We start from the raw sequence: 26,735 nt of genomic DNA, 5'->3' as shown, positions 1-26,735 counted from the left end.
GTGTTAGGCCTGCCGCCAGCGTTCAATCTGAGCCATGATCAAACTCTTCAATTTAAAAGTTTGATGCTCAAAGAATTAAACTTCGTAATGAATTACGTGTTCACTCTTGAGACTTGGTATTCATTTTTCGTCTTGCGACGTTAAGAATCCGTATCTTCGAGTGCCCACACAGATTGTCTGATAAATTGTTAAAGAGCAGTGCCGCTTCGCTTTTTCTCAGCGGCGCGGGGTGTGCATAATACGCTTTCCCGCTACAGAGTCAAGCATTTTTTTGCTTTTCTCTGTTGAGATTCTCAGGAGAACCCCGCTGACCCGGCGGCGTGTTTGCCGTTGTTCCGTGTCAGTGGTGGCGCATTATAGGGAGTTATTCCGGCCTGACAAGAGGAAATTTAAAATAATTTTCTGACCGCGCAACATTCAACCAAATCAGCCTAAAACTGCCAGTTTTTCGAGCGTTTCGAAGCCGTAACGCTGTAAAACGGGCAATAATTGTTCAGCTTCTGGCGTCATTGCCATACAAAAGGCAATATTCGCATCGGCAGATTTTGCATCCGGGGCTTCATGTTCTAACAACCAGGCCGTTCGGCGAGCAATCGCTGCGCCAGAATCCACTAGCCGGGTTCCCTCTGGCAGCACTTGTAACAGTTCTTCTTGTAGTAGAGGGAAATGGGTGCAACCCAATACAACGGTATCTGGCGGCTCTTTCATTCTTAACCACGGGCGTAGGATACGTTTTAGTGCATCCAGAGAAACATCTTCGCCATGTAGCTTCGCTTCAGCCAACTCAACCATCTCTGCCGAGCCCAGCATTTCTATCTGGCATTCATTAGCGAAACGCGCGATCAGCTCATGAGTATAAGAACGTTTAACTGTTCCGCGGGTTGCCAGTAATCCGACAATGCCATTTGCCGTCAGACGTGCAGCAGGTTTAATCGCCGGCACGACACCAACAACCGGGAAGTCGAACTTTTCGCGTAATGCAGGAAGTGAAACGGTACTGGCAGTGTTGCAAGCGACCACAGCCAGCGCAAGGGGATAACGTTCTTGCACCGCGGTGACAATTGCCACCACTCGCTCAACAATAAACGCTTCGCTTTTTTCGCCATACGGGAAAGCGACGTTATCGAAAGCATAAATGTAATGGAGATCCGGTAAGAGATGCCGGATCTCGTCATAGACCGACAACCCACCGACGCCGGAGTCAAACACCAGCACGGTGGGACGTGGTTCAGAAGGTGTAGCTGCCAGACAAGGTGTATTCCCGTCCTGCAGTTTGGTAGCCATAGACTGTCTCATAATCTTTGTCGAACAGGTTGGCTATTTTACCACGAACTGTCAGGTGAGAGGTGACCGGATACGCAACCGCAAGATCCCACAAGCTCACACCGCCCATTTTAACGGTTTGATAAGGATAAGATGAGTAATCCTTATCATAGCGAGTGCCTAAATACTGATAAGTAATACCCCAGTCGAAGTCATACAACTGCCAGTCGAGCTGGTATTTCACCTGCTGTTTAGCACGGCGTAACAACGGCGTGTCGGTAATCGCATTGCGCGCATCGACATAATCATAACTCACAGTATGCGTCAGTGGTCCGGTATCAAAATTGGCGGTCGCCTCGACGCCCTTAATCCGCGCTTTCCCTTCGTTGTAATATTTCAGGGTGTGATCATCATAATCGATCAAGTCACTGACATCGTTACGATATCCGGAAATACGCCAGTTCACCCCAGCGGTTAAGCCTTCAAACGCGCCTTCCCACTGTTTGCTTTTCTCCGGGTCCAGATTCGGATTTCCGTAGAAGCCATACAGTTGCCCCAGATTTGGTGCCTTATAAGATGTCCCGTAGGAAGCAATGAAGCGATAACCTTCGATGAATTCCCAACCGGCGCTGGTTTGCCAGGTTCCATGACGACCAAACTGTGAGTTATCGTCACTGCGTGCTGCGCCTTCAAAGGTAAAATCGCCGACTTGTTGCAGCCCGGTCAGATAGATGCCGGTATTACGTTGATCATATCCATCCTCAACATAACCTGTACCCGGCGTCGTAGTCTGTTTCTGCCAGTCGACACCCGCACCAATACTACCGTGACCAACGATGACATTGTTTGCCCACTGGACGGTGTATTGCTTCATCTCATCGAGCGTCGCCGACGAATCATAACGACCATAATGGGGATCGTAGTTGTAATCTTTGCTATGGCTATAGCTGGTAATGAGTTGTGATTTAATCAGTTCGCCGTTATAGCGCAGCCCGGCGTCCCAACTTTGGCTATAGAGTTTACGGATATCGAGCAACGGTGAACCGGGAGAATAATACGCGTCATAATTGGTACGGTTATCATAGCCATAGCCGCGCACAAAGCCGCTCCAGGCATCAGTAAAGTTATGCTCCAGCGCGCCATAAAGCGTTTTACTTAAAAAAACATCGTTATCTGTCTGCGCTTGCGTTCCGGTATTACCATAGGCAACAACATCATAACCATGAGTATGGGCATAATCGCCCAACAGCGTTACCCGTGTCTTATCCCCCAGTTGTTGCTGCGTAGAGACATCATAGTTCTGATAACTATTGCTTCCCCACCCTGCTGAAATTTCCGTTCCGGGTTCATCGCGCGTCGTGATGATATTCACCACCCCGCCTATTGCATCGGAACCATAAACAGCGGAGCGCGGCCCACGGATATATTCAACACGCTGGACAAGCGCACGCAATAGGGAACTGGCTAAGGTCGGCAGAACCACTCACCCCCGCCAGATTCAGGCGTACGCCATCAATTAACACCAACACATGACTGGCATTTGTACCGCGAATAAAAATAGATGAGAGCTGACCTGAACCGCCGTTTTGGGTGATATCGACGCCCGGAAGACGGCGCAGCACATCATTGACCGAGGTCGACTGCCAGCGGTCGATATCCTGACGGGTCACAACGGTGGTTGGTGCAAGCACAGTGCTGCGCGGCTGTTCAAAACGGTTAGCAGTAACGACGAGAGTATCCGGGCTGGTATCCTGTGCCCAAGCGGAAAAGGCTGTGACAGAACACGCCGTCAGCAGCGAAGCTTTTTTAATCATTGTAAAGCATCCACAATAGAAGAAGGATGCCGCAGGTTTCATCAATATTACGCGATGATGAGACGTTGGCCGGCAGGTCTTCGGGCTTGGAGGGGTATCTAAGATACTAAGAGATGATGACTTCCCACCGGATGGCAGTGTCCGCATAACGCAATCATCGCACCTTTCCTTACCGCTGCGCGTCAGCTCCAGATTCGCACTGGATTCCCTATTAACTCACAGGACCGGCAAGTGGATGCTACAGGTTGTAACAAGTTACTGTCCAGACGTAGCTCACAAATAGGAATTCATCAAGATCTGGACATCTGATGAGCAATCCCTACAATCGCCGCGTACTTTAATTTTTCAGGATACATCATGACCCCCGAACACCTTCCAACAGAACAGTATGAAGCGCAGTTAGCCGAAAAAGTGGTACGTTTGCAAAGTATGATGGCACCGTTTTCTGACCTGGTTCCGGAAGTGTTTCGCTCGCCGGTCAGTCATTACCGGATGCGTGCGGAGTTCCGCATCTGGCACGATGGCGATGACCTGTATCACATCATTTTCGATCAACAAACCAAAAGCCGTATCCGCGTGGATAGCTTCCCCGCCGCCAGTGAACTTATCAACCAGTTGATGACGGCGATGATTGCGGGTGTGCGTAATAATCCCGTTCTGCGCCACAAGTTGTTCCAGATTGATTACCTCACCACGCTGAGTAATCAGGCGGTGGTTTCCCTGCTATACCATAAGAAGCTGGATGATGAGTGGCGTCAGGAAGCGGAGGCCCTGCGCGATGCACTGCGCGCGCAGAATCTGAATGTGCATCTGATTGGTCGGGCAACGAAAACCAAAATCGAGCTGGATCAAGATTACATCGACGAGCGTCTGCCGGTCGCAGGGAAAGAGATGATCTACCGTCAGGTAGAAAACAGCTTTACCCAGCCGAACGCGGCGATGAATATTCAGATGCTGGAATGGGCGCTGGACGTAACCAAAGGCTCAAAAGGCGATTTACTGGAGCTGTACTGCGGCAACGGTAACTTTTCATTAGCGCTGGCGCGCAATTTTGATCGGGTATTAGCCACCGAAATCGCTAAGCCGTCGGTTGCTGCTGCGCAATACAACATCGCAGCTAACCATATTGATAACGTACAAATTATTCGTATGGCGGCAGAAGAATTTACTCAGGCGATGAATGGTGTGCGCGAGTTTAACCGCCTGCAAGGGATCGACTTAAAGAGTTATCAGTGCGAAACCATTTTTGTCGACCCACCGCGCAGCGGTCTGGACAGTGAAACCGAGAAAATGGTGCAGGCGTATCCGTGTATTTTGTACATCTCCTGTAACCCGGAAACGTTATGCAAGAATCTGGAAACATTAAGCCAGACGCACAAGGTCGAACGTCTGGCTCTGTTTGATCAGTTCCCCTACACGCACCATATGGAGTGCGGCGTATTACTGACCGCGAAGTAAAACCCATGCCGATGCGCCAGCATCCGGCATAATACCGATTACTCAGCAACTTCCTGCTTACGGTTACGCATCTTCGCGCCAATCCAGAACACCATAATGACGGAGAGTACTGCCGGGAAGAAGTTAGAGCCGATATCCGGATATTCCGCACGAACTACCGTGCTGTACAGCAGTACGCCGAGAATAAAACAGGCAGCTGCCAGACCCGGCAAGCCTACCGGCATAGTGCGATTAAGATAACGTTGATGCAGGCAGTAAACCGTCAGCACCAGGGAAATAATCGGGAATACAGAAAATGGCACAATGGAGCTAAACAGCGCTGCGAAAGTACCATTAATCGATAAGCCAGCAACTAACGCCAGCAGCAGCGTACCTCTATCTTGATTTGCTTGTTTCATTACTCGTCCTTCACATTTCCCGGAATAATTGCGGTTTTCTCTTGTTCACGGCGATACCAGTAATAAGCCCCTTTCGAAATCATTCGCAGTTGCAGTACCAGTCGCTCTTCTAATTGCCGACGTTGTTCGACGCCGACGTCCAACGCCTCGGCACCCGCACTGAAGACAATTGTCACCATTGCTTCGGCTTGCGCTTCAGTAAACGCACGCGGCATATGGTTTTCGAGTTCCAGATAGTCCGCAAGTTCCGCAATGAAGTGCTGAATTTCACGCGCAACGGCGGCACGAAACGCAGCGGAGGTGCCGGAGCGTTCCCGCAATAATAACCGGAAGGCGTTAGGATTATTACCGATGAACTCCATAAATGTGGAGACCGAGGTGCGGATCACACTCCCGCCTTTGGCGATACGCTGACGCGCCTGGCGCATGAGTTGGCGTAGCATTAAACCGCTCTCATCAACCATGGTCAGACCCAGTTCGTCTACGTCGCGGAAATGCCGATAAAAAGAGGTGGGAGCAATGCCCGCTTCACGCGCCACTTCACGCAAACTCAGGCTGGCGAAGCTGCGTTCAGCACTTAATTGGCTAAATGCGGCTTCCACCAGCGAACGGCGGGTTTTTTCTTTTTGTTGCGCTCTTATGCCCATCACGATGTCTGAATCCTTGCCAAAAGTACTGCTGGCACTATACCAGAGAATGAACATACTGGATTGCTCCAGTATTGTGAATGAACGGTAACGCAATAAAACATATTTACTGGCCGGTTCTTTTACGTACAGCGGAAACCTGCCGCTTAAACGGAGAGTATCGTCGATAAAAATCCAATAAAACGTCAGGGCAAAAGTAAGAAACAGACAAAGCAAAGGCCGCTCAGGATATAGCCAGATAAATGACGGGGATCAATTGGCTTACCCGCGATAAAATGTTACCATTCTGTTGCTTTTATGTATAAGAACAGGTAAGCCCTACCATGCCACATTCCTACGATTACGATGCCATAGTAATAGGTTCCGGCCCCGGCGGCGAAGGCGCTGCAATGGGCCTGGTTAAGCAAGGTGCGCGCGTCGCAGTTATCGAGCGTTATCAAAATGTTGGCGGCGGTTGCACCCACTGGGGCACCATCCCGTCGAAAGCTCTCCGTCACGCCGTCAGCCGCATTATAGAATTCAATCAAAACCCACTATACAGCGACCATTCCCGACTGCTCCGCTCTTCTTTTGCCGATATCCTTAACCATGCCGATAACGTGATTAATCAACAAACGCGCATGCGTCAGGGATTTTACGAACGTAATCACTGTGAAATATTGCAGGGGAACGCTCGCTTTGTTGACGAGCATACGTTGGTGCTGGATTGCCCGGACGGCAGCGTCGAAACACTAACCGCTGAAAAATTTGTTATTGCCTGCGGCTCTCGTCCATATCATCCAACAGATGTTGATTTCACCCATCCACGCATTTACGACAGCGACTCAATTCTTAGCATGCACCACGAACCGCGCCATGTACTTATCTATGGTGCTGGAGTGATCGGCTGTGAATATGCGTCGATCTTCCGCGGTATGGATGTAAAAGTGGATCTGATCAACACCCGCGATCGCCTGCTGGCATTTCTCGATCAAGAGATGTCAGATTCTCTCTCCTATCACTTCTGGAACAGTGGCGTAGTGATTCGTCACAACGAAGAGTACGAGAAGATCGAAGGCTGTGACGATGGTGTGATCATGCATTTGAAGTCGGGTAAAAAACTGAAAGCTGACTGCCTGCTCTATGCCAACGGTCGCACCGGTAATACCGATTCGCTGGCGTTACAGAACATTGGGCTGGAAACTGACAGCCGCGGACAGCTGAAGGTCAACAGCATGTATCAGACCGCACAGCCGCACGTTTACGCGGTGGGCGACGTGATTGGTTATCCGAGCCTGGCATCAGCGGCCTATGACCAGGGGCGCATTGCCGCGCAGGCGCTGGTAAAAGGCGAAGCCACCGCACATCTGATTGAAGATATCCCTACCGGCATTTACACCATCCCGGAAATCAGCTCTGTGGGCAAAACCGAACAGCAGCTGACCGCAATGAAAGTGCCATATGAAGTGGGCCGCGCCCAGTTTAAACATCTGGCACGCGCACAAATCGTCGGCATGAACGTGGGCACGCTGAAAATTTTGTTCCATCGGGAAACAAAAGAGATTCTGGGTATTCACTGCTTTGGCGAGCGCGCTGCCGAAATTATTCATATCGGTCAGGCGATTATGGAACAGAAAGGTGGCGGCAACACTATTGAGTACTTCGTCAACACCACCTTTAACTACCCGACGATGGCAGAAGCCTATCGGGTAGCTGCGCTAAATGGCTTAAACCGCCTGTTTTAACACTTTATCGAAATGGCCATCCATTCTTGCGCGGATGGCCTCTGCCAGCTGCTCATAGCGGCTGCGCAGCGGTGAGCCAGGACGATAAACCAGGCCAATCGTGCGGCGAGGTTCCGGCTTAATACACGGCAAATAAACAACCCCATCGCGTTTGCGCTCCGGCGGCACAGCCAGCGCAGGCAGTAAAGTGATCCCGCTACCTGCCGCCACCATGTTACGCAGTGTCTCCAGGCTGGTCGCGCGGAAGTGTGTATCTTCATCCGCCCCGGCTTCAAAGCAGAAACCCATTGCCTGATCGCGCAAACAGTGACCATCTTCCAGCATCAGCAGTTTTTCCCCTGCCAGATCGGCCATCGGTACGCATTCGCGGTTCGCCCACGGGTGATCTTCATAGATAGCCAGCAACATTGGCTCATCAAACAACGGCACTTCAATGAATGCTTCGCTCTCTTTCACCAGCGCGAGGATCACGCAATCGAGTTTGCCGCTGTCCAGTTGCGCCAGTAACTGGTGGGTCTGTGCTTCATGCAGATACATTTCCAGCTTTGGAAATGTCTGGTGCAGCATCGGGATAATATGCGGCAGCAGGTACGGTCCAACCGTAGGAATCAAACCAATATGCAGCGGTCCGGACATCGTCTCGCCCTGCTGGCTTGCCATCTCTTTAAGGACTTTCACCTCACGCAGCACGGTACGCGCCTGATCCACCAGCAGCATTCCCGCCTGGGTGAACAACACTTTACGGCTGGTCCGCTCCAGCAACATCACGCCCAGCTCATCTTCCAGCTTACGAATTTGGCCGCTAAGCGTCGGCTGGCTAACGTGGCAGGAATCTGCCGCACGCCGAAAATGGCGGTGTTCAGCCAATGCCACCAGGTACTCAAGATCACGAATATTCATTATCCATCCTCCATCGCCACGATAGTTCATGGCGATAGGTAGAATAGCAATGAACGATTATCCCTATCAAGCATTCTGACTGATAATTGCTCACAGAAACGGAGCGGCACCTCTTTTAACCCTTGAAGTCACTGCCCGTTTCGAGAGTTTCTCAACTCGAATAACTAAAGCCAACGTGAACTTTTGCGGATCTCCAGGATCCGCTTTTTTTTGCCATAAAAAAGCCCGGCGATAAGCCAGGCTCAAATTTGTACATATAAATGTTCTTACCCCAACCGCGCCTGCGCAAAAGCAATCGCTTGGGCCACCTGCTGCGGTGAGACGCCGCCTTTTGCCGCACGCTTGTCGAGGCACGATTGTAGCGACAGAATCGGATAGACATCTTCGCCAATCACGTGGCTGAATTTCTGCAACTCGTCGAGCGGCAGATCTTCCAGCGGTTTGCCCTGACGAATGGCTTCCACCACCGCTTCACCCACGATATGGTGCGCCTCGCGGAAAGGTACGCCTTTCGCCACCAGGTAATCCGCCAGTTCGGTGGCGTTGGCGTAACCCTGCTGAGCCGCTTCCTGGCAACGTGGACGTTTCACCTGAATGCCGTCCAGCACCAGCGCCGCCATATGCAGGCAGTCCAGCCAGGTATCGAACGCGTCGAACAGACCTTCTTTGTCTTCCTGCATATCTTTGTTGTAAGCCAGCGGCAAACCTTTCAGCGTCATCATCATGCCGGTTAACGCACCCTGCACCCGACCGCATTTACCGCGAATCAGCTCCAGCGCATCCGGGTTTTTCTTCTGCGGCATTAATGATGAACCGGAAGTCACGCGGTCAGAAAGCTCCACAAACCCCGCTTCGCCGGTGTTAAAGAAAATCAGATCTTCAGCAAAACGCGACAGATGCACCATGCCGATAGCGGCAGCCGACAGCAGTTCCAACACATGGTCACGGTCAGAAACGCTGTCCAGACTGTTACGGGTCGCCGAAGCAAAGCCCAGCCAGCCTGCTAACTGTTCACGGTCGATTTCATAGGCCGTTCCCGCCAGCGCGCCACAGCCTAATGGGCTGACATCCAGACGCTTAAGCGCATCCTGCAAACGGCTTTCATCACGCGCCAGCATCTCAACATAGGCCAGGCACCAGTGCGCGAACGTCACCGGCTGGGCGCGTTGCAGGTGAGTGTAACCTGGCATTACCGCGTCCTGATTGTTTTGTGCGGTTTCCACCAGCGCCGATTGCAGCTGCCGGTTAGCCGTCAGTAACTCGCTAACGGTATCTTTGCACCACAGTTTCAGGTCAGTCGCTACCTGATCATTACGGCTACGCCCGGTATGCAGCTTTTTGCCTAACTGGCCCACTTTGTCGATCAGTTTGCCTTCCACCCAGCTATGGATATCTTCGGCGTCGCTTTCAAGGATTTGTTGTGGCCTGGCGCGAACATCTTCCAGCAACACGTTCAGCGCCTCTTCCAGTTGCGCCTGCTCTTCTGCGGTTAACACGCCGACCGTTACCAGGGCTTTGGACCAGGCCACAGAGCCAACAATATCCTGCTCCGCCAGACGGTAATCAAAGCGCAGTGAGTCGTTGAATTGTTTGAACCGTTGATCTGCTGCCTGGGTAAAACGCCCGCCCCAAAGTGCCATAACTCTGTTTCCTTATTTTGAAATTCAATGCCGGAAAGCTGCGCCTCCGGCTAACAAAACTTAAGCTAAAATCCGCGTACCCATCGGCATACCGTTAAACAGTGCCGGAAGCTGCTCCGCATGACGCCAGGAGGCGATATCTACCGGACGGCCCAGCGTGCGGGCCGCATCCAGCGCCGCGTTCACTTTCACTATCATGCCGTCAGTAATAATGCCCTGCTCAATCAGTTGTTCTGCTTTCGCGGCGGTCATTTCGGCAATGCGTTGCCCTTTGCCGTCGAGAATGCCGCTGACGTCGGAGAGCAAAATCAGATCCGCGCCCAGCGTTGCCGCCAGCGCCGTTGCCGCCTGGTCGGCATTGACGTTCATCAGTTGCCCTTCGTCTGTTACGCCAATGGAGCTGACCACCGGCAGATAACCGTTCTCCAGCAAGGAGTTGATAAGCTTAGGCGAACCTGGCTGCGCCAGTCCAACATGACCTAACTCTTCATCAAGCTGGGTCACTTTGACGCTGTCGCCATCACCGAGAAACAAACCTACAGCCGCAATCTGATGTTTCTTCGCCCATGCCAACAGGGTTTTATTTGCCGTTCCCGCCAGTGCTCCGGTGATAATGTCTATCTGATCAGCAGGCGTCACCCGCAGGCCGTTTTTCTTTTTCACCGGCAGATTCAGCCCTTTCATCAGCTCATCCACCACGCAACCGCCGCCGTGCACAATCACCAGCGGACGCTGATGTGACTCACGATAATTCACCAGTGCGCTAAACAGACGTTCCAGCGCCTCTTCACTATCCAGCAGTACGCCGCCCAGTTTGATAATTAATGGATTCATCATTGCACCCTTAAATAAGAGACTGCGTTTCCGCATAGCCGAAACGAATATTGGCGCACTGTACCGCTTGTGCCGCCGCGCCTTTCAGTAAGTTGTCTTCGGTCGCCACAATAATCAGATGCTCGCCCTGAACGGCAAACCCGATATCGCAAAATGGCAGCCCAACGACATTTTTCAGCGCCGGAACGCCTTTGTCATACAGCCGCACCAGCGGTTTATGGGCATACGCCTGCTGTAACACTTGCGCGACTTGCGCCTGGGTCACACCCGATTTCAGGCGGCAGGTAATGGTTTCGAGAATGCCGCGCGGGAAATTGCCCAGATGTGGGGTGAAGATAACGTCAGCACCGAGGTGTGTGGCGATCTCTGGTTGATGGCGATGAGTAAAGACGCCATACGGTTGCAGGCTAACTTCACAAAAACTATTTGAAATCGCTGCCTTACGTCCTGCACCGCTCACGCCGCTGGTGGCGTTAATCGCCGGCCACTGATTGAGGTCAAGAAGATCGGCATCAATCAACGGTTTCAGCGCCAGCTGTGCCGCCGTCGGATAACAGCCTGGCACCGCAATCAAATTCGCTTCTTTTAATTTATTACCGCACCACTCCGCCAGACCGTAGGCTGCCTGTTCCAGCAGTTCCGGGTATTGATGGGTAAAGCCGTAATATTTTTCATAGAAGGTGGCGTCGTTAACACGAAACGCGCCGGAAAGGTCGAACACCACGCAGCCCGCTTCAAGAAACTGCGGCGCTAAATCGTGGCTAACTTCATGGGCGGTGGCGAGAAACACTACGTCCACCCCTGGGCTAAACTCGCTGATATCCGACATCGGCTGCAACGGCAGCTCAACGATGCCTTTTAGCTGCGGATGCAAATCGGAGATTAACTTTCCCGCATCATTGCTTTGCGCTGAAACAGTCAAAGCGGTTATGTTCATATGCGGATGGCGATTTACATAGGTCACTAGCTCTGCGCCAGCGTAGCCGCTGGCACCCACAATCAGCGTATTCAACATCGGGGCTATTCACCTTCTTATGTCTGGTTGCCAGGTTAAACGTAAAACATTCACCTTACGGCTGGTGGGTTTTATTACGCTCAACGTTAGTGTATTTTTATTCATAAATACTGCATGAATATTGATACTATCATGACCAGAGGTGTGTCAACAATGAAAAACAAATTACCGCCATTTATCGAGATTTACCGCGCTCTGATTGCCACACCTTCAATAAGCGCTACGGAAGAGGCACTCGATCAAAGCAATGCAGATTTAATCACTCTGCTGGCGGACTGGTTTAAAGATTTGGGCTTCAATGTGGAAGTGCAGCCTGTTCCAGGAACTCGCAACAAATTCAATATGCTGGCAAGTATCGGACAGGGGGCTGGCGGCTTGTTGCTGGCGGGGCATACCGATACGGTGCCATTTGATGACGGTCGCTGGACGCGCGATCCGTTTACACTGACGGAGCATGACGGCAAGCTTTACGGCTTAGGCACCGCCGACATGAAAGGCTTTTTTGCGTTTATCCTTGATGCGCTACGCGATATCGACGTCACGAAACTGAAAAAACCGCTCTACATTCTGGCGACTGCTGATGAAGAAACCAGTATGGCCGGAGCGCGTTATTTTGCCGAAACTACCGCCCTGCGCCCGGATTGCGCCATCATTGGCGAACCGACGTCACTACAACCGGTACGCGCACATAAAGGTCATATCTCTAACGCCATCCGTATTCAGGGCCAGTCGGGGCACTCCAGCGATCCAGCACGCGGAGTTAACGCTATCGAACTAATGCACGACGCCATCGGGCATATTTTGCAATTGCGCGATAACCTGAAAGAACGTTATCACTACGAAGCATTTACCGTGCCATACCCTACGCTCAACCTCGGGCATATTCACGGTGGCGACGCTTCTAACCGTATTTGCGCTTGCTGTGAGTTGCATATGGATATTCGTCCGCTGCCTGGCATGACACTCAATGAACTTAATGGTTTGCTCAACGATGCATTGGCTCCGGTGATCGAACGCTGGCCGGGTCGTCTGACGGTCGACGAGCTGCATCCGCCGATCCCTGGCTATGAATGCCCACCGAATCATCAACTGGTTGAAGTGGTTGAGAAATTGCTCGGAGCAAAAACCGAAGTGGTGAATTACTGTACCGAAGCGCCGTTTATTCAAACGTTATGCCCGACGCTGGTGCTCGGTCCGGGTTCCATCAATCAAGCTCATCAGCCTGATGAATATCTGGAGACGCGGTTTATTAAACCCACCCGTGAGTTGATTATCCAGGTAATTCACCATTTTTGCTGGCATTAAAACGTAGGCCGGATAAGGCGCTCGCGCCGCATCCGGCACCGTTGCCAAACTCCGGTGCCGCAATAATGTCGGATGCGATGCTTGCGCATCTTATCCGACCTACACCTTTGGTGTTATGTATGGCGATTTTTTAACATTTCCATAAGTTACGCTTATTTAAAGCGTCGTGAATTTAATGGCGTAAATTCCTGCTATTTATTCGTTTGCTGAAGCGATTTCGCAGCATTTGACGTCACCGCTTTTACGTGGCTTTATAAAAGACGACGAAAAGCAAAGCCCGAGCATATTCGCGCCAATGCGACGTGAAGGATACAGGGCTATCAAACGATAAGATGGGGTGTCTGGGGTAATATGAACGAACAATATTCCGCATTGCGTAGTAATGTCAGTATGCTCGGCAAAGTGCTGGGAGAAACCATCAAGGATGCGTTGGGAGAACACATTCTTGAACGCGTAGAAACTATCCGTAAGTTGTCCAAATCTTCACGCGCTGGCAATGATGCTAACCGCCAGGAGTTACTCACCACCTTACAAAATTTGTCGAACGACGAGCTGCTGCCCGTTGCGCGTGCGTTTAGTCAGTTCCTGAACCTGGCCAACACCGCCGAGCAATACCACAGCATTTCGCCGAAAGGCGAAGCTGCCAGCAACCCGGAAGTGATCGCCCGCACCCTGCGTAAACTGAAAAACCAGCCGGAACTGAGCGAAGACACCATCAAAAAAGCAGTGGAATCGCTGTCGCTGGAACTGGTCCTCACGGCTCACCCTACCGAAATTACCCGTCGTACACTGATCCACAAAATGGTGGAAGTGAACGCCTGCTTAAAACAGCTCGATAACAAAGATATCGCTGACTACGAACACAACCAGCTGATGCGTCGCCTGCGCCAGTTAATCGCCCAGTCATGGCATACCGATGAAATCCGTAAGCTGCGTCCAAGCCCGGTAGATGAAGCCAAATGGGGCTTTGCCGTAGTGGAAAACAGCCTGTGGCAAGGCGTACCAAATTACCTGCGCGAACTGAACGAACAACTGGAAGAGAACCTCGGCTACAAACTGCCCGTCGAATTTGTTCCGGTCCGTTTTACTTCGTGGATGGGCGGCGACCGCGACGGCAACCCGAACGTCACTGCCGATATCACCCGCCACGTCCTGCTACTCAGCCGCTGGAAAGCCACCGATTTGTTCCTGAAAGATATTCAGGTGCTGGTTTCTGAACTGTCGATGGTTGAAGCGCCCCCTGAACTGCTGGCGCTGGTTGGCGAAGAAGGTGCCGCAGAACCGTATCGCTATCTGATGAAAAACCTGCGTTCTCGCCTGATGGCGACACAGGCATGGCTGGAAGCGCGCCTGAAAGGCGAAGAACTGCCAAAACCAGAAGGCCTGCTGACACAAAACGAAGAACTGTGGGAACCGCTCTACGCTTGCTACCAGTCACTTCAGGCGTGTGGCATGGGTATTATCGCCAACGGCGATCTGCTCGACACCCTGCGCCGCGTGAAATGTTTCGGCGTACCGCTGGTCCGTATTGATATCCGTCAGGAGAGCACCCGCCATACCGAAGCGCTGGGCGAGCTGACCCGCTACCTCGGTATCGGCGACTACAAAAGCTGGTCAGAGGCCGACAAACAGGCGTTCCTGATCCGCGAACTGAACTCCAAACGTCCGCTTCTGCCGCGCAACTGGCAACCAAGCGCCGAAACGCGCGAAGTGCTCGATACCTGCCAGGTGATTGCCGAAGCGCCGCAAGGCTCCATTGCCGCCTACGTGATCTCGATGGCGAAAACGCCGTCCGACGTACTGGCTGTCCACCTGCTGCTGAAAGAAGCGGGTATCGGGTTTGCGATGCCGGTTGCTCCGCTGTTTGAAACCCTCGATGACCTGAACAACGCCAACGATGTCATGACCCAGCTGCTCAATATCGACTGGTATCGCGGCCTGATTCAGGGCAAACAGATGGTGATGATTGGCTATTCCGACTCAGCAAAAGATGCGGGCGTGATGGCAGCGTCCTGGGCGCAATATCAGGCACAGGATGCATTAATCAGAACCTGCGAAAAAGCGGGTATTGAGCTGACGTTGTTCCACGGTCGCGGCGGTTCCATTGGTCGCGGCGGTGCACCTGCCCATGCGGCACTGCTGTCACAACCGCCAGGAAGCCTGAAAGGCGGCCTGCGCGTAACCGAACAGGGCGAGATGATCCGCTTTAAATATGGTCTGCCAGAAATCACCGTCAGCAGCCTGTCGCTTTATACCGGGGCGATTCTGGAAGCCAACCTGCTGCCACCGCCGGAGCCGAAAGAGAGCTGGCGTCGCATTATGGATGAACTGTCAGTCATCTCCTGCGATGTCTACCGCGGCTACGTACGTGAAAACAAAGATTTTGTGCCTTACTTGCGCTCCGCTACGCCGGAACAAGAACTGGGCAAACTGCCGTTGGGTTCACGTCCGGCGAAACGTCGCCCAACCGGCGGCGTCGAGTCACTACGCGCCATTCCGTGGATCTTCGCCTGGACGCAAAACCGTCTGATGCTCCCCGCCTGGCTGGGTGCAGGTACGGCGCTGCAAAAAGTGGTCGAAGACGGCAAACAGAGCGAGCTGGAGGCTATGTGCCGCGATTGGCCATTCTTCTCGACGCGTCTCGGCATGCTGGAGATGGTCTTCGCCAAAGCAGACCTGTGGCTGGCGGAATACTATGACCAACGCCTGGTAGACAAAGCACTGTGGCCGTTAGGTAAAGAGTTACGCAATCTGCAAGAAGAAGACATCAAAGTGGTGCTGGCGATTGCCAACGATTCCCATCTGATGGCCGATCTGCCGTGGATTGCAGAGTCTATTCAGCTACGGAATATTTACACCGACCCGCTGAACGTATTGCAGGCCGAGTTGCTGCACCGCTCCCGCCAGGCAGAAAAAGAAGGCCAGGAACCGGATCCTCGCGTCGAACAAGCGTTAATGGTCACTATTGCCGGGATTGCGGCAGGTATGCGTAATACCGGCTAATCTTCCTCTTCTGCAAACCCTCGTGCTTTTGCGCGAGGGTTTTCTGAAATACTTCTGTTCTAACACCCTCGTTTTCAATATATTTCTGTCTGCATTTTATTCAAATTCTGAATATACCTTCAGATATCCTTAAGGAATTGTCGTTACATTCGGCGATATTTTTTTCAAGACAGGTTCTTACTATGCATTCCACAGAAGTCCAGGCTAAACCCCTTTTTAGCTGGAAAGCCCTGGGTTGGGCACTGCTCTACTTTTGGTTTTTCTCTACTCTGCTACAGGCCATTATTTACATCAGTGGTTATAGTGGCACCAACGGCATTCGCGACTCGCTGTTATTCAGCTCGCTGTGGTTGATCCCGGTATTCCTCTTTCCGAAGCGGATTAAAATTATTGCCGCAGTAATCGGCGTGGTGCTATGGGCGGCCTCTCTGGCGGCGCTATGCTACTACGTCATCTACGGGCAGGAGTTCTCGCAGAGCGTTCTGTTTGTGATGTTCGAAACCAACACCAACGAAGCCAGCGAGTATTTAAGCCAGTATTTCAGCCTGAAAATTGTGCTTATCGCGCTGGCCTATACGGCGGTGGCAGTTCTGCTGTGGACACGCCTGCGCCCGGTCTATATTCCAAAGCCGTGGCGTTATGTTGTCTCTTTTGCCCTGCTTTATGGCTTGATTCTGCATCCGATCGCCATGAATACGTTTATCAAAAACAAGCCGTTTGAGAAAACGTTGGATAACCTGGCCTCGCGTATGGAGCCTGCCGCACCGTGGCAATTCCTGACCGGCTATTATCAGTATCGTCAGCAACTAAACTCGCTAACAAAGTTACTGAATGAAAATAATGCCTTGCCGCCACTGGCTAATTTCAAAGATGAATCGGGTAACGAACCGCGCACTTTAGTGCTGGTGATTGGCGAGTCGACCCAGCGCGGACGCATGAGTCTGTACGGTTATCCGCGTGAAACCACGCCGGAGCTGGATGCGCTGCATAAAACCGATCCGAATCTGACCGTGTTTAATAACGTAGTTACGTCTCGTCCGTACACCATTGAAATCCTGCAACAGGCGCTGACCTTTGCCAATGAAAAGAACCCGGATCTGTATCTGACGCAGCCGTCGCTGATGAACATGATGAAACAGGCGGGTTATAAAACCTTCTGGATCACCAACCAGCAGACGATGACCGCCCGCAATACCATGCTGACGGTATTTTCGCGCCAGACCGACAAGCAGTACTACATGAACCAGCAACGTACGCAGAGTGCGCGTGAATACGACACCAACGTGCTGAAGCCGTTCCAGGATGTGCTGAATGACCCTGCGCCGAAGAAACTGATCATCGTTCATCTGCTGGGTACGCATATCAAATACAAATACCGCTACCCGGAAAATCAGGGCAAGTTTGATGGCAATACCGATCATGTTCCGCCAGGATTAAGCGCAGAAGAGCTGGAATCATATAACGATTATGACAACGCTAACTTGTATAACGATCATGTGGTTGCCAGCCTGATTAAAGACTTTAAAGCGGCAGACCCGAACGGATTCCTGGTTTACTTCTCTGACCACGGTGAAGAGGTTTACGACACGCCGCCGCACAAAACTCAGGGGCGTAACGAAGACAACCCGACGCGCCACATGTACACCATTCCGTTCCTGCTGTGGACGTCGGAAAAATGGCAAGCGACTCATCCCCGTGATTTCTCACAGGATGTCGATCGTAAATACAGCCTGGCGGAACTGATCCACACCTGGTCAGATTTGGCGGGCTTATCTTACGACGGTTACGATCCAACCCGTTCAGTGGTGAATCCGCAGTTCAAAGAAACTACCCGCTGGATTGGTAACCCGTACAAGAAAAACGCGCTGATCGATTACGACACTCTGCCGTATGGCGACCAGGTAGGTAATCAGTAATTATCAGCCAGGCGCTATTTGCCGGATGCGACGCTTGACGCGTCTTATCCGGCCTACAGATCGCGGCGGTAGGCTGGATAAGGCGTTTACGCCACATCCGGCAATACAACTGCCGCAATGTTTACATCGAACTCCCCTCAGGCCACACTTTTCAGGTGGCCTTTTTTAATAATGCCAGTTACTGTTTTCCCGTCTACATACCTAAGGGAATAACATGTATCACGACATCAGCTATCTGCTCTCCCGCCTGATCAACGGCCCGCTGTCCCTGCGCCAGATTTACTTTGCCAGCAGTAACGGCCCGGTGCCCGATCTTGCGTATCAGGTCGATTTTCCACGGCTGGAAATTGTGCTGGAAGGTGAGTTTGTTGATACCGGCGCTGGAGCAACGTTAGTTCCCGGCGATGTGCTGTACGTTGCCGCTGGTGGCTGGAATTTCCCACAATGGAAAACACCCACTACCACCTTTAGCGTGCTGTTTGGCAAACAGCAACTCGGCTTCAGCGTCGTGCAATGGGATGGCAAACAATATCAAAATCTGGCGAAGCAACACGTCGCCCGACGCGGCCCACGTATAGGTTCTTTTCTGCTACAAACGCTCAATGAAATGCAAATGCAGCCGCAGGAGCAGCAAACGGCAAGGCTTATCGTAGCCAGCCTGCTTAGCCACTGCCGCGATTTGCTCGGCAGCCAAATCCAGACCGCCTCACGCAGCCAGGCACTATTTGAAGCTATTCGCGATTATATCGACGAACGCTATGCCTCCGCGCTTACCCGCGAATCTGTCGCACAGGCATTCTATATTTCACCAAACTATCTCTCGCACCTGTTTCAAAAAACGGGGGCCATTGGTTTTAACGAATACCTGAATCACACGCGACTGGAGCACGCTAAGACGTTATTGAAAGGCTATGACCTGAAGGTAAAAGAAGTGGCGCACGCCTGCGGCTTTGTCGACAGCAACTACTTCTGCCGTCTGTTTCGTAAAAACACCGAACGCTCGCCGTCGGAATATCGCCGACAGTACCACAGCCAACTGACAGAAAAACCGACTACTCCAGAATAAGATGGGTTTGCTGCGGCGCAGAAAGCACTTTGCGCACCGCGCTCATTACCCGCTGCGGCTCACGCAGGAATGCGTAGATGCTGCATTGCACATAGCGGCAATGTTCAAATCGCTCGGCACCGGCAAGCTCGATATCCGTAATCAACAGAGCAACATCCGCCCGACGGATATCCTCGTCCGCTAAACGATTCTCCGTTCCCAGCGCGCCCTGAGTTTCAATGCTGACGCCCCACTTCTCTAACTGGCACAACTTTTCCAGCCGTTCCGCCGCCATATAAGTATGCGCCACGCCGCTTACGCAGGCGGTTACTGCCACCAGGTATGCCATTTTAACCTCCCACGGTAACCTGAAATCCGGCCCGTTCTGCCATTTCGCGCATCGTTGCCACATCGGCTGATGACGGCGCAGCAACATCCTTCATCGACCATGTTTTCCCCAGCAGGCGGTATTTCGGCTCGCCGTACTGATGAAACGGCAACAGATGGATCTGCCTGATATTCAGCGGGATCAGCACGTCCAGCGCCTGCTGCATATTCTCCCGGCTGAGTGTGAAACCGGGGATCAGCGGCAAACGCGGGATCACGTTGACACCCTCACTCACCAGCAAACGCAGGTTCTCCAGTACGCGTGGCAGGTTCATCTTCACCACATCCCGCGCCTGAGTCGCGTCCATAATTTTTAAATCGAACAACACTTCATCGCACAATTTCGCCAGCGGTAACAGCTTGCTGGCTGGTGCGTCTCCGGCAGTTTCAATGGCACATGAGACACCCCACAGCCGCAGTCGCTGTAAAAAACGGGTAGCAAACTCCGCCTGCATTAACACTTCGCCGCCAGAAAGCGTGACGCCGCCGCCGGACGTGCGAAAAAAAATGTCATCTTTCATCACTTCCCGTTCCAGAGCGTCAAGGCTGATATCGCGACCAATCCGTTCAAACGCCCCGGAGGGGCATTCATCCGCATCACGCAAACATTTCGCACAGTGCAGACATTTCGCCTCTCTGCGTACCGTCTGGATTTTGCCGGAGATCGACTCCGGATTAGCACACCACGGGCAAAGATGCGGACAGCCTTTAAAAAAGACCACCGTACGAATGCCCTCGCCGTCATTCAGTGAATAACGCTGAATGTTGAAAATGCGCGCCACATCATTGAGGCGCGTTTCCACAACGTTACAGCTGATGCGCTGTCCGGCGGATGATGTCATCCTGGATCTCCTTCGACAGTTCGACAAAGAAGGCGCTGTATCCGGCAACGCGCACCACCAGCCCGGCATAATCTTGTGGGCGCTGTTGCGCTTCCCACAACGTGTCGGCGTTCACCACGTTAAACTGAATATGCTGCAACTTAAGCTGGGTAAACGCCCGTAAGAAGTCGGCCAGTTTGCGTAATCCCGCTTCACCTTCCAGGGTCGCCGGAGTGAATTTCACGTTCAGCAACGTACCGTTAGACAGCAGCGTATTATCGAGCTTACTGACTGACTTCAGTACCGCTGTTGGCCCTTGTTCGTCCTGGCCCAGCATAGGTGACAAGCCGCCGTCTGCCAGCTGTTCTCCGGCAAAACGACCGTCTGGCGTCGCGCCAACCACCGATCCCAACGGGACGTGAGCAGAAACGGTATACGATCCCGGCGTGAAGTAACCACCGCGCGGGTTCTGGTATTTTTCCACTTCTTTGCAGTAGTGGCGCAACAGTTCGGCGCTAATGTTATCCACCTCGTCGATATCGTTACCATATTTCTCAAAGCGGTTAATTAAGCGAGCGCGGACTTTTTCGCCTTCTGGCGTTGCAAAGTTGGCTTTTAATACCGACAGCAATTCGTCAAAACTTAAACGCTGTTGCTCAAAAACCATCCCTTTCAACGCATGGAGAGAATCGCTCAGGTTGGCGATACCGATCCCCTGTACGCCGGAGAAGTTATAACGCGCGCCGCCATCGGTAATATCGCGACCTTTTTCCAGACAATCGCTGATAAAAGACGAGAGCAGCGGTACAGGTGCCCAGTCGCGATGGCCGATATCACAAATATTGCTGCCCTCAACCATCAGGGTGATGTAGTGGCTGATCTTGGCGCGGATCTGCTCCAGTAAACCTTCATAAGTCAGCGCAGCATTGCCTTCATTTTCATGCAGGCAGATTTCCATCACTTTCAGCAGATTAAACATCGCGATGTCATGCAAGCCGTAGGTTCTGCCGGGAATAGATAATTCCACACAGCCCACTACGGAATAGTCGCGCGCATCTTCCAGCGAAACGCCACGGTTGAGGAACGCTGGTACCACCACTTCATCGTTAAAGATTTGCGGAATACCGGTGCCGAGGCGAATGGTTTCGGCGGTTTTCATCAGGAATGGCGTGTCGATCAAGGCGTTAGTGCGCACGCCGAGGTTCGGTTGCGGTAATTGCACGCTTTGATAGGCGTCAAGGCAAAGGAACGAAAGCACGTTCACCGCGCTACGTCCGTTCTCGGTTAACCCGCCGAGCAGTGCGGTATAGCCGGTCGGGAAACCTGCGAAATAACGCGCGCTGCTGGTGGAGCGCAACAGCACGATGTCGTTGCATTTCACCCATAAAGATTCGAGCAGTTCTTTCAGGAACGCCGGATCTTCGCCCTGGGTTAAAGATGCCTGATAGAACGGCAACATATACTGGTCGAAGCGCCCTAAAGACAGCGAACTGGCGTTGGATTCGTATTGCAGAATGATGTTCATGTACCAGAATAACTGGCACGCCTGCCAGAACGTCTGCGGCTTATGTTCGGCGTTATGGCGAGAGATCTCCGCAATAGTCAGCAGTTCTTCGCGACGCTGGGCATCTGTGCAGTTTGCCGCCATCGTTTCCGCCAGTACAGCGTAACGCAAAATGTGTTTCTGCGAGGCTTCCAGCAGTAACAGCGCTGCCTGATAAAAGTGATTCTCCGGCTGTTGCTGACAATGTTGCTGCATCTGTGCCACCAACTCCCCCAGCCCGTGATTCAACAGGCGTGGGTAATCAATAATAATGTGCCCCTGGCCTTTATCCGTCTGGTTAATGCTGAAAATCTGCGTGCTGGTCGCGGCTTTTACTTCATCCGTCATCTGCCCGTTGATGAAATCTTTCATCGAACGTTTTTCCCAGTACGGGAACAACTCTTCACGATAGATACGTTTATCTTCTTCGCTGATAGCAAAGCGGTCCTGCGGACGCGTCGGGAATTGATCCAGCTCTTTCAGCAGCCAGTAAGGGTCCATTTCCGGCGACATAATCCCGGCGCGCGGTTTTACGGTGCGGTTACCGGCAATCAGTTCTTCATCACGAATCGAAATTTCAACATGTTCAAGGATATACGCTGTTGCTTTCGCCCGGCGCAATATCACCGGTTCGCCTTCGGTTTGCCGATGGCTGGCGGTATAAAGCAGCGCCCGCTCCAGCGAGATTTCACGGGTATTGGCAAACAGTGCAGTTTTGAGGCGAGAGATACGATTCGTCATGAGGAACTCCTGTGGGAAAGCGAACCCGCCCTTGCGAGCGGGAGAAGAACTTAAGCGGTTTGCGCCAGGTGAGCTTCAATTTTGCTCATAATGGCGTCAGCACGTTTTACTGCATCGCTGATGTTGACGCGCACGATGGTCTTGCCAGCAAAACGCTCTTCAAACTTGATGCCGATATCTTTGGTCAGAATCACCATATCAGCGCTCGCCACATCTTCCGCAGTCAGTTCATTTTCCAGACCAATTGACCCCTGGGTTTCTACTTTCACTTCCCAGCCTTTCGCTTTCGCGGCACTTTCCCGCGCCTCTGCTGCCATATAGGTATGGGCAACACCTGAAGGACATGCGGTTACTGCAATAATTTTCGTCATGGCTCGTTCCTCAATTAATTAATTTCAAAATCCAAATCCAGGTCTCTTCTTTTTCATCAGTCGAAGACCCATTTTTACGCGCCAGACTTTTCAGCACGTTCACACAAACAGCCGTCACCACTGCTCCGACAGCCACTGCTGCGATATAACCCAGCTTGCCTTCAACCACCGGCAGCACAATCAGACCACCCCAGCCTGCATAGCACTGCGCACCGACCAGCGCCGCAGTTACTGCACCACAAACTGAACCGACCATGATGGAAGGAATGACACGCAGCGGATCGGCAGCGGCGAAAGGAATCGCCCCTTCAGTAACGCCAACACAGCCCATCACCAGTGCCGCTTTGCCGGTTTCGCGCTCTTCTGCGGAGAAATTTTTACGACCAATCAGCGTCGCCAGCCCCATCCCCAGCGGCGGGATACAAATACCCACGGCAGCGATGACCACCACGGTATAAACACCCTGAGCAACGCAAATCAGCATGAAGGCATAGGCTACTTTGTTAACCGGACCGCCCATATCGAACGCCAGCATCAGACCCATGATCACCGCCAGCATAACAATGCTGCCCTGCTGCATCCCCTGAAGCCACTGAGTCAGGCTGTTGGTCAACGCCCCTACAGGCTCGCCCAAGCCCCACATCATGATGCCTGCGGTAATCAGTGTGCCGACGATAGGAATAATGAAGATAGGCATCACCGAGCGCAGAACTTTATGCACCGGAATTTTCTTCAGGTAATGCACCACGATGCCGCCGATAATCCCGGCGATCAGTGCACCAAAGAAGCCCGCACCAAAGCTGTTACCAACCCAGGCACCGATAGCGCACGGAGCCAGCGCAGAACGCTCTGCAATGGAGTAACCAATGTAAGCGGCGAGGAAAGGCACCATCAGCGTCAAACCTGCAACGCCGATATCAAACAGTTTTTTCAAATTCGGATCGGCTACGGCATCCGGCACTGCGCCTTTGCCATACAACATGACGGAAACCGCCAGCAAAATACCGCCCGATACCACGAAGGGAATCATGTGTGAAACGCCCGTCATTAAATGACGACGGGTATTTTTCAGGATCTGCACCAACTCATTCATAAGCTGCTCCCGGGCTTGCGAAAGCCCATGTCCATATTTTTGATGGAGGAAACAATAGGCAATCGCAGGCGGAGCAAACAGTGGATAAAAAGGCCATTTACTGGACTTTTGTAATATCAGTACAAAAATGCGATCCGCCTCATAACTTGCGATAAACCGGAAGCATGCCGCAAAACGGCGTCTTGTGAGACGCGTCGCAAATTGACGGTTACATTACATTTGTCCAGCTTTTGGCAGATTTGTCACATGGCAGGCCGTTGCCGTGCGCTCTTATCCTGTAAACAGAAAACCGTACCGGGAGAGAGGCAATGGCCCTGATTGTGGAATTTATTTGTGAGCTACCTAACGGCGTACATGCGCGTCCGGCAAGCCACGTTGAAACGCTGTGTAATACTTTTTCATCACAAATTGAGTGGCATAACCTGCGCACTGACCGCAAGGGCAACGCCAAAAGCGCCCTTGCGCTGATTGGCACCGATACGCTGGCGGGCGATAACTGCCAGTTACTGATTTCCGGGGCCGACGAACAGGAAGCGCACCAGCGTTTAAGCCAATGGCTGCGCGATGAATTCCCCCACTGCGATGCGCCGCTGGCGGAAGTTAAATCTGACGAACTGGAACCACTGCCGGTTTCACTGACCAATCTGAATCCGCAAATTATCCGCGCCCGCACCGTGTGCAGCGGTAGTGCAGGCGGCATTCTGACGCCGATCTCTTCTTTAGATCTCAATGCGCTGAGTAATCTTCCCGCAGCCAAAGACGTTGACGCCGAGCAATCCGCACTGGAAAATGGCCTGACGCTGGTACTGAAAAACATTGAGTTTCGTCTGCTGGATAGCGACGGTGCTACCAGCGCGATACTGGAAGCTCACCGATCCCTGGCTGGCGATACATCTTTACGTCAGCACTTACTGACAGGCGTCAGCGAGGGATTAAGCTGTGCCGAAGCGATTGTCGCCAGTGCGAATCACTTTTGCGAAGAGTTCGCCCGTTCCAGCAGCAGCTACCTGCAAGAACGTGCCCTGGACGTACGCGACGTCTGCTTCCAGTTACTCCAGCAAATCTACGGTGAGCAACGCTTCCCGGCACCGGGCAAACTGACGCAGCCCGCCATTTGTATGGCTGATGAACTGACTCCCAGCCAGTTCCTCGAACTGGATAAAAATCACCTCAAAGGTCTGTTACTGAAAAGTGGCGGCACCACCTCACATACCGTAATTCTTGCCCGTTCGTTCAACATTCCGACACTGGTTGGTGTAGATATTGATGCCCTTACTCCGTGGCAGCATCAAACGATTTATATCGACGGCAACGCCGGGGCGATTGTGGTTGAGCCAGGGGAAGCCGTGGCCCGTTATTATCAGCAAGAAGCCCGCGTACAGGACGCCCTTCGTGAGCAACAGCGTGTCTGGCTGACCCAACAAGCCCGTACCGCTGACGGTATCCGCATTGAAATTGCCGCTAACATCGCTCACTCCGTGGAAGCGCAGGCCGCATTCGGCAATGGTGCGGAAGGCGTTGGTTTGTTCCGCACTGAAATGCTCTATATGGATCGCACCAGTGCACCGGGCGAAAGCGAGCTGTACAACATTTTTTGTCAGGCGCTGGAGTCTGCCAACGGACGCAGCATTATTGTGCGCACTATGGACATTGGCGGCGACAAACCCGTTGATTATCTGAACATTCCGGCAGAAGCTAACCCGTTCCTCGGTTATCGCGCTGTGCGTATTTATGAAGAATACGCCTCGCTGTTCACCACACAACTACGGTCGATCCTGCGCGCCTCCGCTCACGGCAGCCTGAAAATCATGATCCCGATGATCTCCTCAATGGAAGAGATCTTATGGGTGAAAGAAAAACTGGCGGAAGCCAAACAGCAACTGCGTAACGAACACATTCCGTTTGATGAGAAGATCCAGCTTGGCATTATGCTGGAAGTACCGTCGGTGATGTTCATCATCGATCAATGCTGCGAAGAGATTGATTTCTTTAGTATTGGTAGTAATGACCTGACGCAATATCTGCTGGCAGTGGATCGCGATAACGCTAAGGTTACTCGTCACTACAACAGCCTGAATCCGGCATTCTTGCGGGCGCTCGATTACGCCGTGCAGGCGGTGCATCGCCAGGGCAAATGGATTGGTCTGTGCGGTGAGCTGGGAGCGAAAGGTTCCGTGCTGCCGTTGCTGGTCGGCTTAGGGCTGGATGAACTCAGCATGAGCGCACCATCAATTCCGGCGGCGAAAGCGCGGATGACGCAACTTGATAGCCGTGAGTGCCGCAAGTTGCTCAACCAGGCAATGGCCTGCCGTACTTCGCTGGAAGTGGAACACCTGCTGGCGCAATTCCGCATGACCCAACAGGACGCACCGCTGGTCACCGCCGAGTGCATCACGCTGGAAAGTGACTGGCGCAGCAAAGAAGAAGTGCTCAAAGGCATGACCGATAACCTGCTGCTGGCGGGCCGCTGCCGCTATCCGCGTAAACTGGAAGCCGACTTATGGGCGCGCGAGGCCGTTTTCTCTACCGGTCTGGGCTTTAGTTTTGCCATTCCACACAGCAAATCAGAACACATTGAGCAATCCACCATCAGCGTGGCGCGTCTGCAAGCGCCGGTGCGCTGGGGCGATGATGAAGCGCAATTCATCATTATGTTAACCCTGAACAAACACGCTGCGGGCGATCAGCACATGCGCATTTTCTCTCGCCTCGCTCGCCGCATCATGCACGAAGAATTCCGTAACGCGCTGGTTAACGCCGCCTCTGCCGACGCTATCGCCAGCCTGCTGCAACATGAACTGGAACTGTAAAAGGAAA

18 protein-coding genes, 2 pseudogenes and 1 riboswitch are annotated in these 26,735 nt (G+C 52.5%); of the genes and pseudogenes, 7 read left to right on the top strand and 13 right to left on the bottom strand.

From position 1 onward, the window contains the following. Window positions 1–426 precede the first annotated feature (426 nt). Together murI and btuB are read right to left on the bottom strand one after the other, a co-directional pair. Window positions 427–1,284: a glutamate racemase gene (gene murI / locus BHE85_RS03860; protein WP_000201819.1), complete on the bottom strand. Its 858-nt coding sequence runs from the start codon at window positions 1,282–1,284 to the stop codon at window positions 427–429. After that, window positions 1,229–3,077, bottom strand: a pseudogene (gene btuB / locus BHE85_RS03855) (TonB-dependent vitamin B12 receptor BtuB). The gene murI and the pseudogene btuB overlap by 56 nt, the downstream one beginning before the upstream one ends. A 54-nt stretch (window positions 3,078–3,131) precedes the next feature. Further along, a riboswitch (cobalamin riboswitch) is annotated at window positions 3,132–3,321 on the bottom strand. A 113-nt stretch (window positions 3,322–3,434) separates the two neighbouring features. Between btuB and trmA the strand changes: the two are divergent. Then, the gene (gene trmA, locus BHE85_RS03850; RefSeq protein WP_000187019.1) at window positions 3,435–4,535 is read left to right on the top strand and encodes a tRNA (uridine(54)-C5)-methyltransferase TrmA; all 1,101 of its coding nucleotides are present in this window, start codon (window positions 3,435–3,437) and stop codon (window positions 4,533–4,535) included. A 38-nt stretch (window positions 4,536–4,573) separates the two neighbouring features. Here the strand turns inward: trmA and BHE85_RS03845 are convergent, their stop codons facing one another. Together BHE85_RS03845 and fabR are read right to left on the bottom strand one after the other, a co-directional pair. Continuing rightward, entirely contained in the window at window positions 4,574–4,933 is a 360-nt protein-coding gene (locus tag BHE85_RS03845) for a YijD family membrane protein (RefSeq protein ID WP_000806411.1), read from the bottom strand. Continuing rightward, window positions 4,933–5,583, bottom strand: coding sequence for an HTH-type transcriptional repressor FabR (gene fabR / locus BHE85_RS03840; protein ID WP_122988064.1), 651 nt, complete (start codon window positions 5,581–5,583; stop codon window positions 4,933–4,935). The genes BHE85_RS03845 and fabR overlap by 1 nt, the downstream gene beginning before the upstream one ends. A gap of 320 nt (window positions 5,584–5,903) precedes the next feature. Here fabR and sthA point away from each other — a divergent pair, with 320 nt between their 5' ends. After that, a complete protein-coding gene (gene sthA / locus BHE85_RS03835; protein ID WP_001120824.1) occupies window positions 5,904–7,304 on the top strand; it encodes a Si-specific NAD(P)(+) transhydrogenase in 1,401 nt (466 codons plus the stop codon). Here the strand turns inward: sthA and oxyR are convergent. From oxyR to argC, 4 genes are all read right to left on the bottom strand, one after another. Then, window positions 7,287–8,204 (bottom strand): DNA-binding transcriptional regulator OxyR, encoded by a 918-nt coding sequence (gene oxyR, locus BHE85_RS03830; RefSeq protein ID WP_001025939.1) that lies wholly within the window; start codon window positions 8,202–8,204, stop codon window positions 7,287–7,289. The two genes, sthA and oxyR, sit on opposite strands and share 18 nt — an antisense overlap. A 266-nt stretch (window positions 8,205–8,470) precedes the next feature. Next, window positions 8,471–9,844: an argininosuccinate lyase gene (gene argH / locus BHE85_RS03825; RefSeq protein ID WP_001230076.1), complete on the bottom strand. Its 1,374-nt coding sequence runs from the start codon at window positions 9,842–9,844 to the stop codon at window positions 8,471–8,473. Between the two features lie 60 nt (window positions 9,845–9,904). Further along, the gene (gene argB, locus BHE85_RS03820) at window positions 9,905–10,681 is read right to left on the bottom strand and encodes an acetylglutamate kinase (protein ID WP_001302318.1); all 777 of its coding nucleotides are present in this window, start codon (window positions 10,679–10,681) and stop codon (window positions 9,905–9,907) included. A gap of 7 nt (window positions 10,682–10,688) precedes the next feature. Then, a complete protein-coding gene (gene argC, locus BHE85_RS03815; RefSeq protein WP_000935387.1) occupies window positions 10,689–11,693 on the bottom strand; it encodes an N-acetyl-gamma-glutamyl-phosphate reductase in 1,005 nt (334 codons plus the stop codon). Window positions 11,694–11,846: 153 nt separating this feature from the next. Between argC and argE the strand changes: the two genes are divergently transcribed. From argE to BHE85_RS03795, 4 genes are all read left to right on the top strand, one after another. Beyond that, complete coding sequence (gene argE, locus BHE85_RS03810) at window positions 11,847–12,998, top strand: acetylornithine deacetylase (RefSeq protein ID WP_004987941.1); 1,152 nt, start codon at window positions 11,847–11,849, stop codon at window positions 12,996–12,998. 351 nt (window positions 12,999–13,349) lie between these two features. Further along, window positions 13,350–16,001 (top strand): phosphoenolpyruvate carboxylase, encoded by a 2,652-nt coding sequence (gene ppc, locus BHE85_RS03805; RefSeq protein ID WP_001005567.1) that lies wholly within the window; start codon window positions 13,350–13,352, stop codon window positions 15,999–16,001. 182 nt (window positions 16,002–16,183) lie between these two features. Next, window positions 16,184–17,917, top strand: a complete 1,734-nt coding sequence (locus BHE85_RS03800; protein WP_000556295.1) for a phosphoethanolamine transferase CptA — start codon at window positions 16,184–16,186, stop codon at window positions 17,915–17,917. Window positions 17,918–18,131: 214 nt separating this feature from the next. Continuing rightward, window positions 18,132–18,983: an AraC family transcriptional regulator gene (locus tag BHE85_RS03795; protein ID WP_000274586.1), complete on the top strand. Its 852-nt coding sequence runs from the start codon at window positions 18,132–18,134 to the stop codon at window positions 18,981–18,983. Here the strand turns inward: BHE85_RS03795 and BHE85_RS03790 are convergent. The 5 genes and pseudogenes from BHE85_RS03790 to BHE85_RS03770 all read right to left on the bottom strand — a co-directional run bounded on the left by BHE85_RS03790 (window position 18,970) and on the right by BHE85_RS03770 (window position 23,918). Further along, entirely contained in the window at window positions 18,970–19,311 is a 342-nt protein-coding gene (locus BHE85_RS03790; RefSeq protein ID WP_000323849.1) for a PTS fructose-like transporter subunit IIB, read from the bottom strand. The genes BHE85_RS03795 and BHE85_RS03790 overlap by 14 nt on opposite strands. A 1-nt stretch (window position 19,312) precedes the next feature. Then, entirely contained in the window at window positions 19,313–20,191 is an 879-nt protein-coding gene (locus BHE85_RS03785; RefSeq protein WP_000204089.1) for a [formate-C-acetyltransferase]-activating enzyme, read from the bottom strand. Further along, window positions 20,157–22,454: a formate C-acetyltransferase gene (locus BHE85_RS03780; RefSeq protein WP_000184840.1), complete on the bottom strand. Its 2,298-nt coding sequence runs from the start codon at window positions 22,452–22,454 to the stop codon at window positions 20,157–20,159. Before BHE85_RS03780 ends, BHE85_RS03785 begins: the two co-directional genes overlap by 35 nt. Window positions 22,455–22,504: 50 nt before the next feature. Then, window positions 22,505–22,825, bottom strand: coding sequence for a PTS fructose-like transporter subunit IIB (locus BHE85_RS03775; protein WP_000161271.1), 321 nt, complete (start codon window positions 22,823–22,825; stop codon window positions 22,505–22,507). Window positions 22,826–22,839: 14 nt separating this feature from the next. Further along, a pseudogene (locus tag BHE85_RS03770) lies at window positions 22,840–23,918 on the bottom strand (PTS fructose transporter subunit EIIC). Between the two features lie 308 nt (window positions 23,919–24,226). Between BHE85_RS03770 and ptsP the strand changes: the two are divergent. Continuing rightward, window positions 24,227–26,728 carry a phosphoenolpyruvate--protein phosphotransferase gene (gene ptsP / locus BHE85_RS03765; RefSeq protein WP_001174103.1) on the top strand — a complete coding sequence of 834 codons (2,502 nt, stop codon included), beginning with the start codon at window positions 24,227–24,229 and terminating at the stop codon, window positions 26,726–26,728. The last annotated feature ends 7 nt before the right edge of the window (window positions 26,729–26,735 follow it).

The organism is Shigella sp. FC1567 (assembly GCF_001743015.1).
GTDB lineage: Bacteria > Pseudomonadota > Gammaproteobacteria > Enterobacterales > Enterobacteriaceae > Escherichia > Escherichia coli.
The sequence above is the reverse complement of the archived record's forward strand: the minus strand, read 5'-3'. Positions and strand labels throughout refer to the sequence as shown.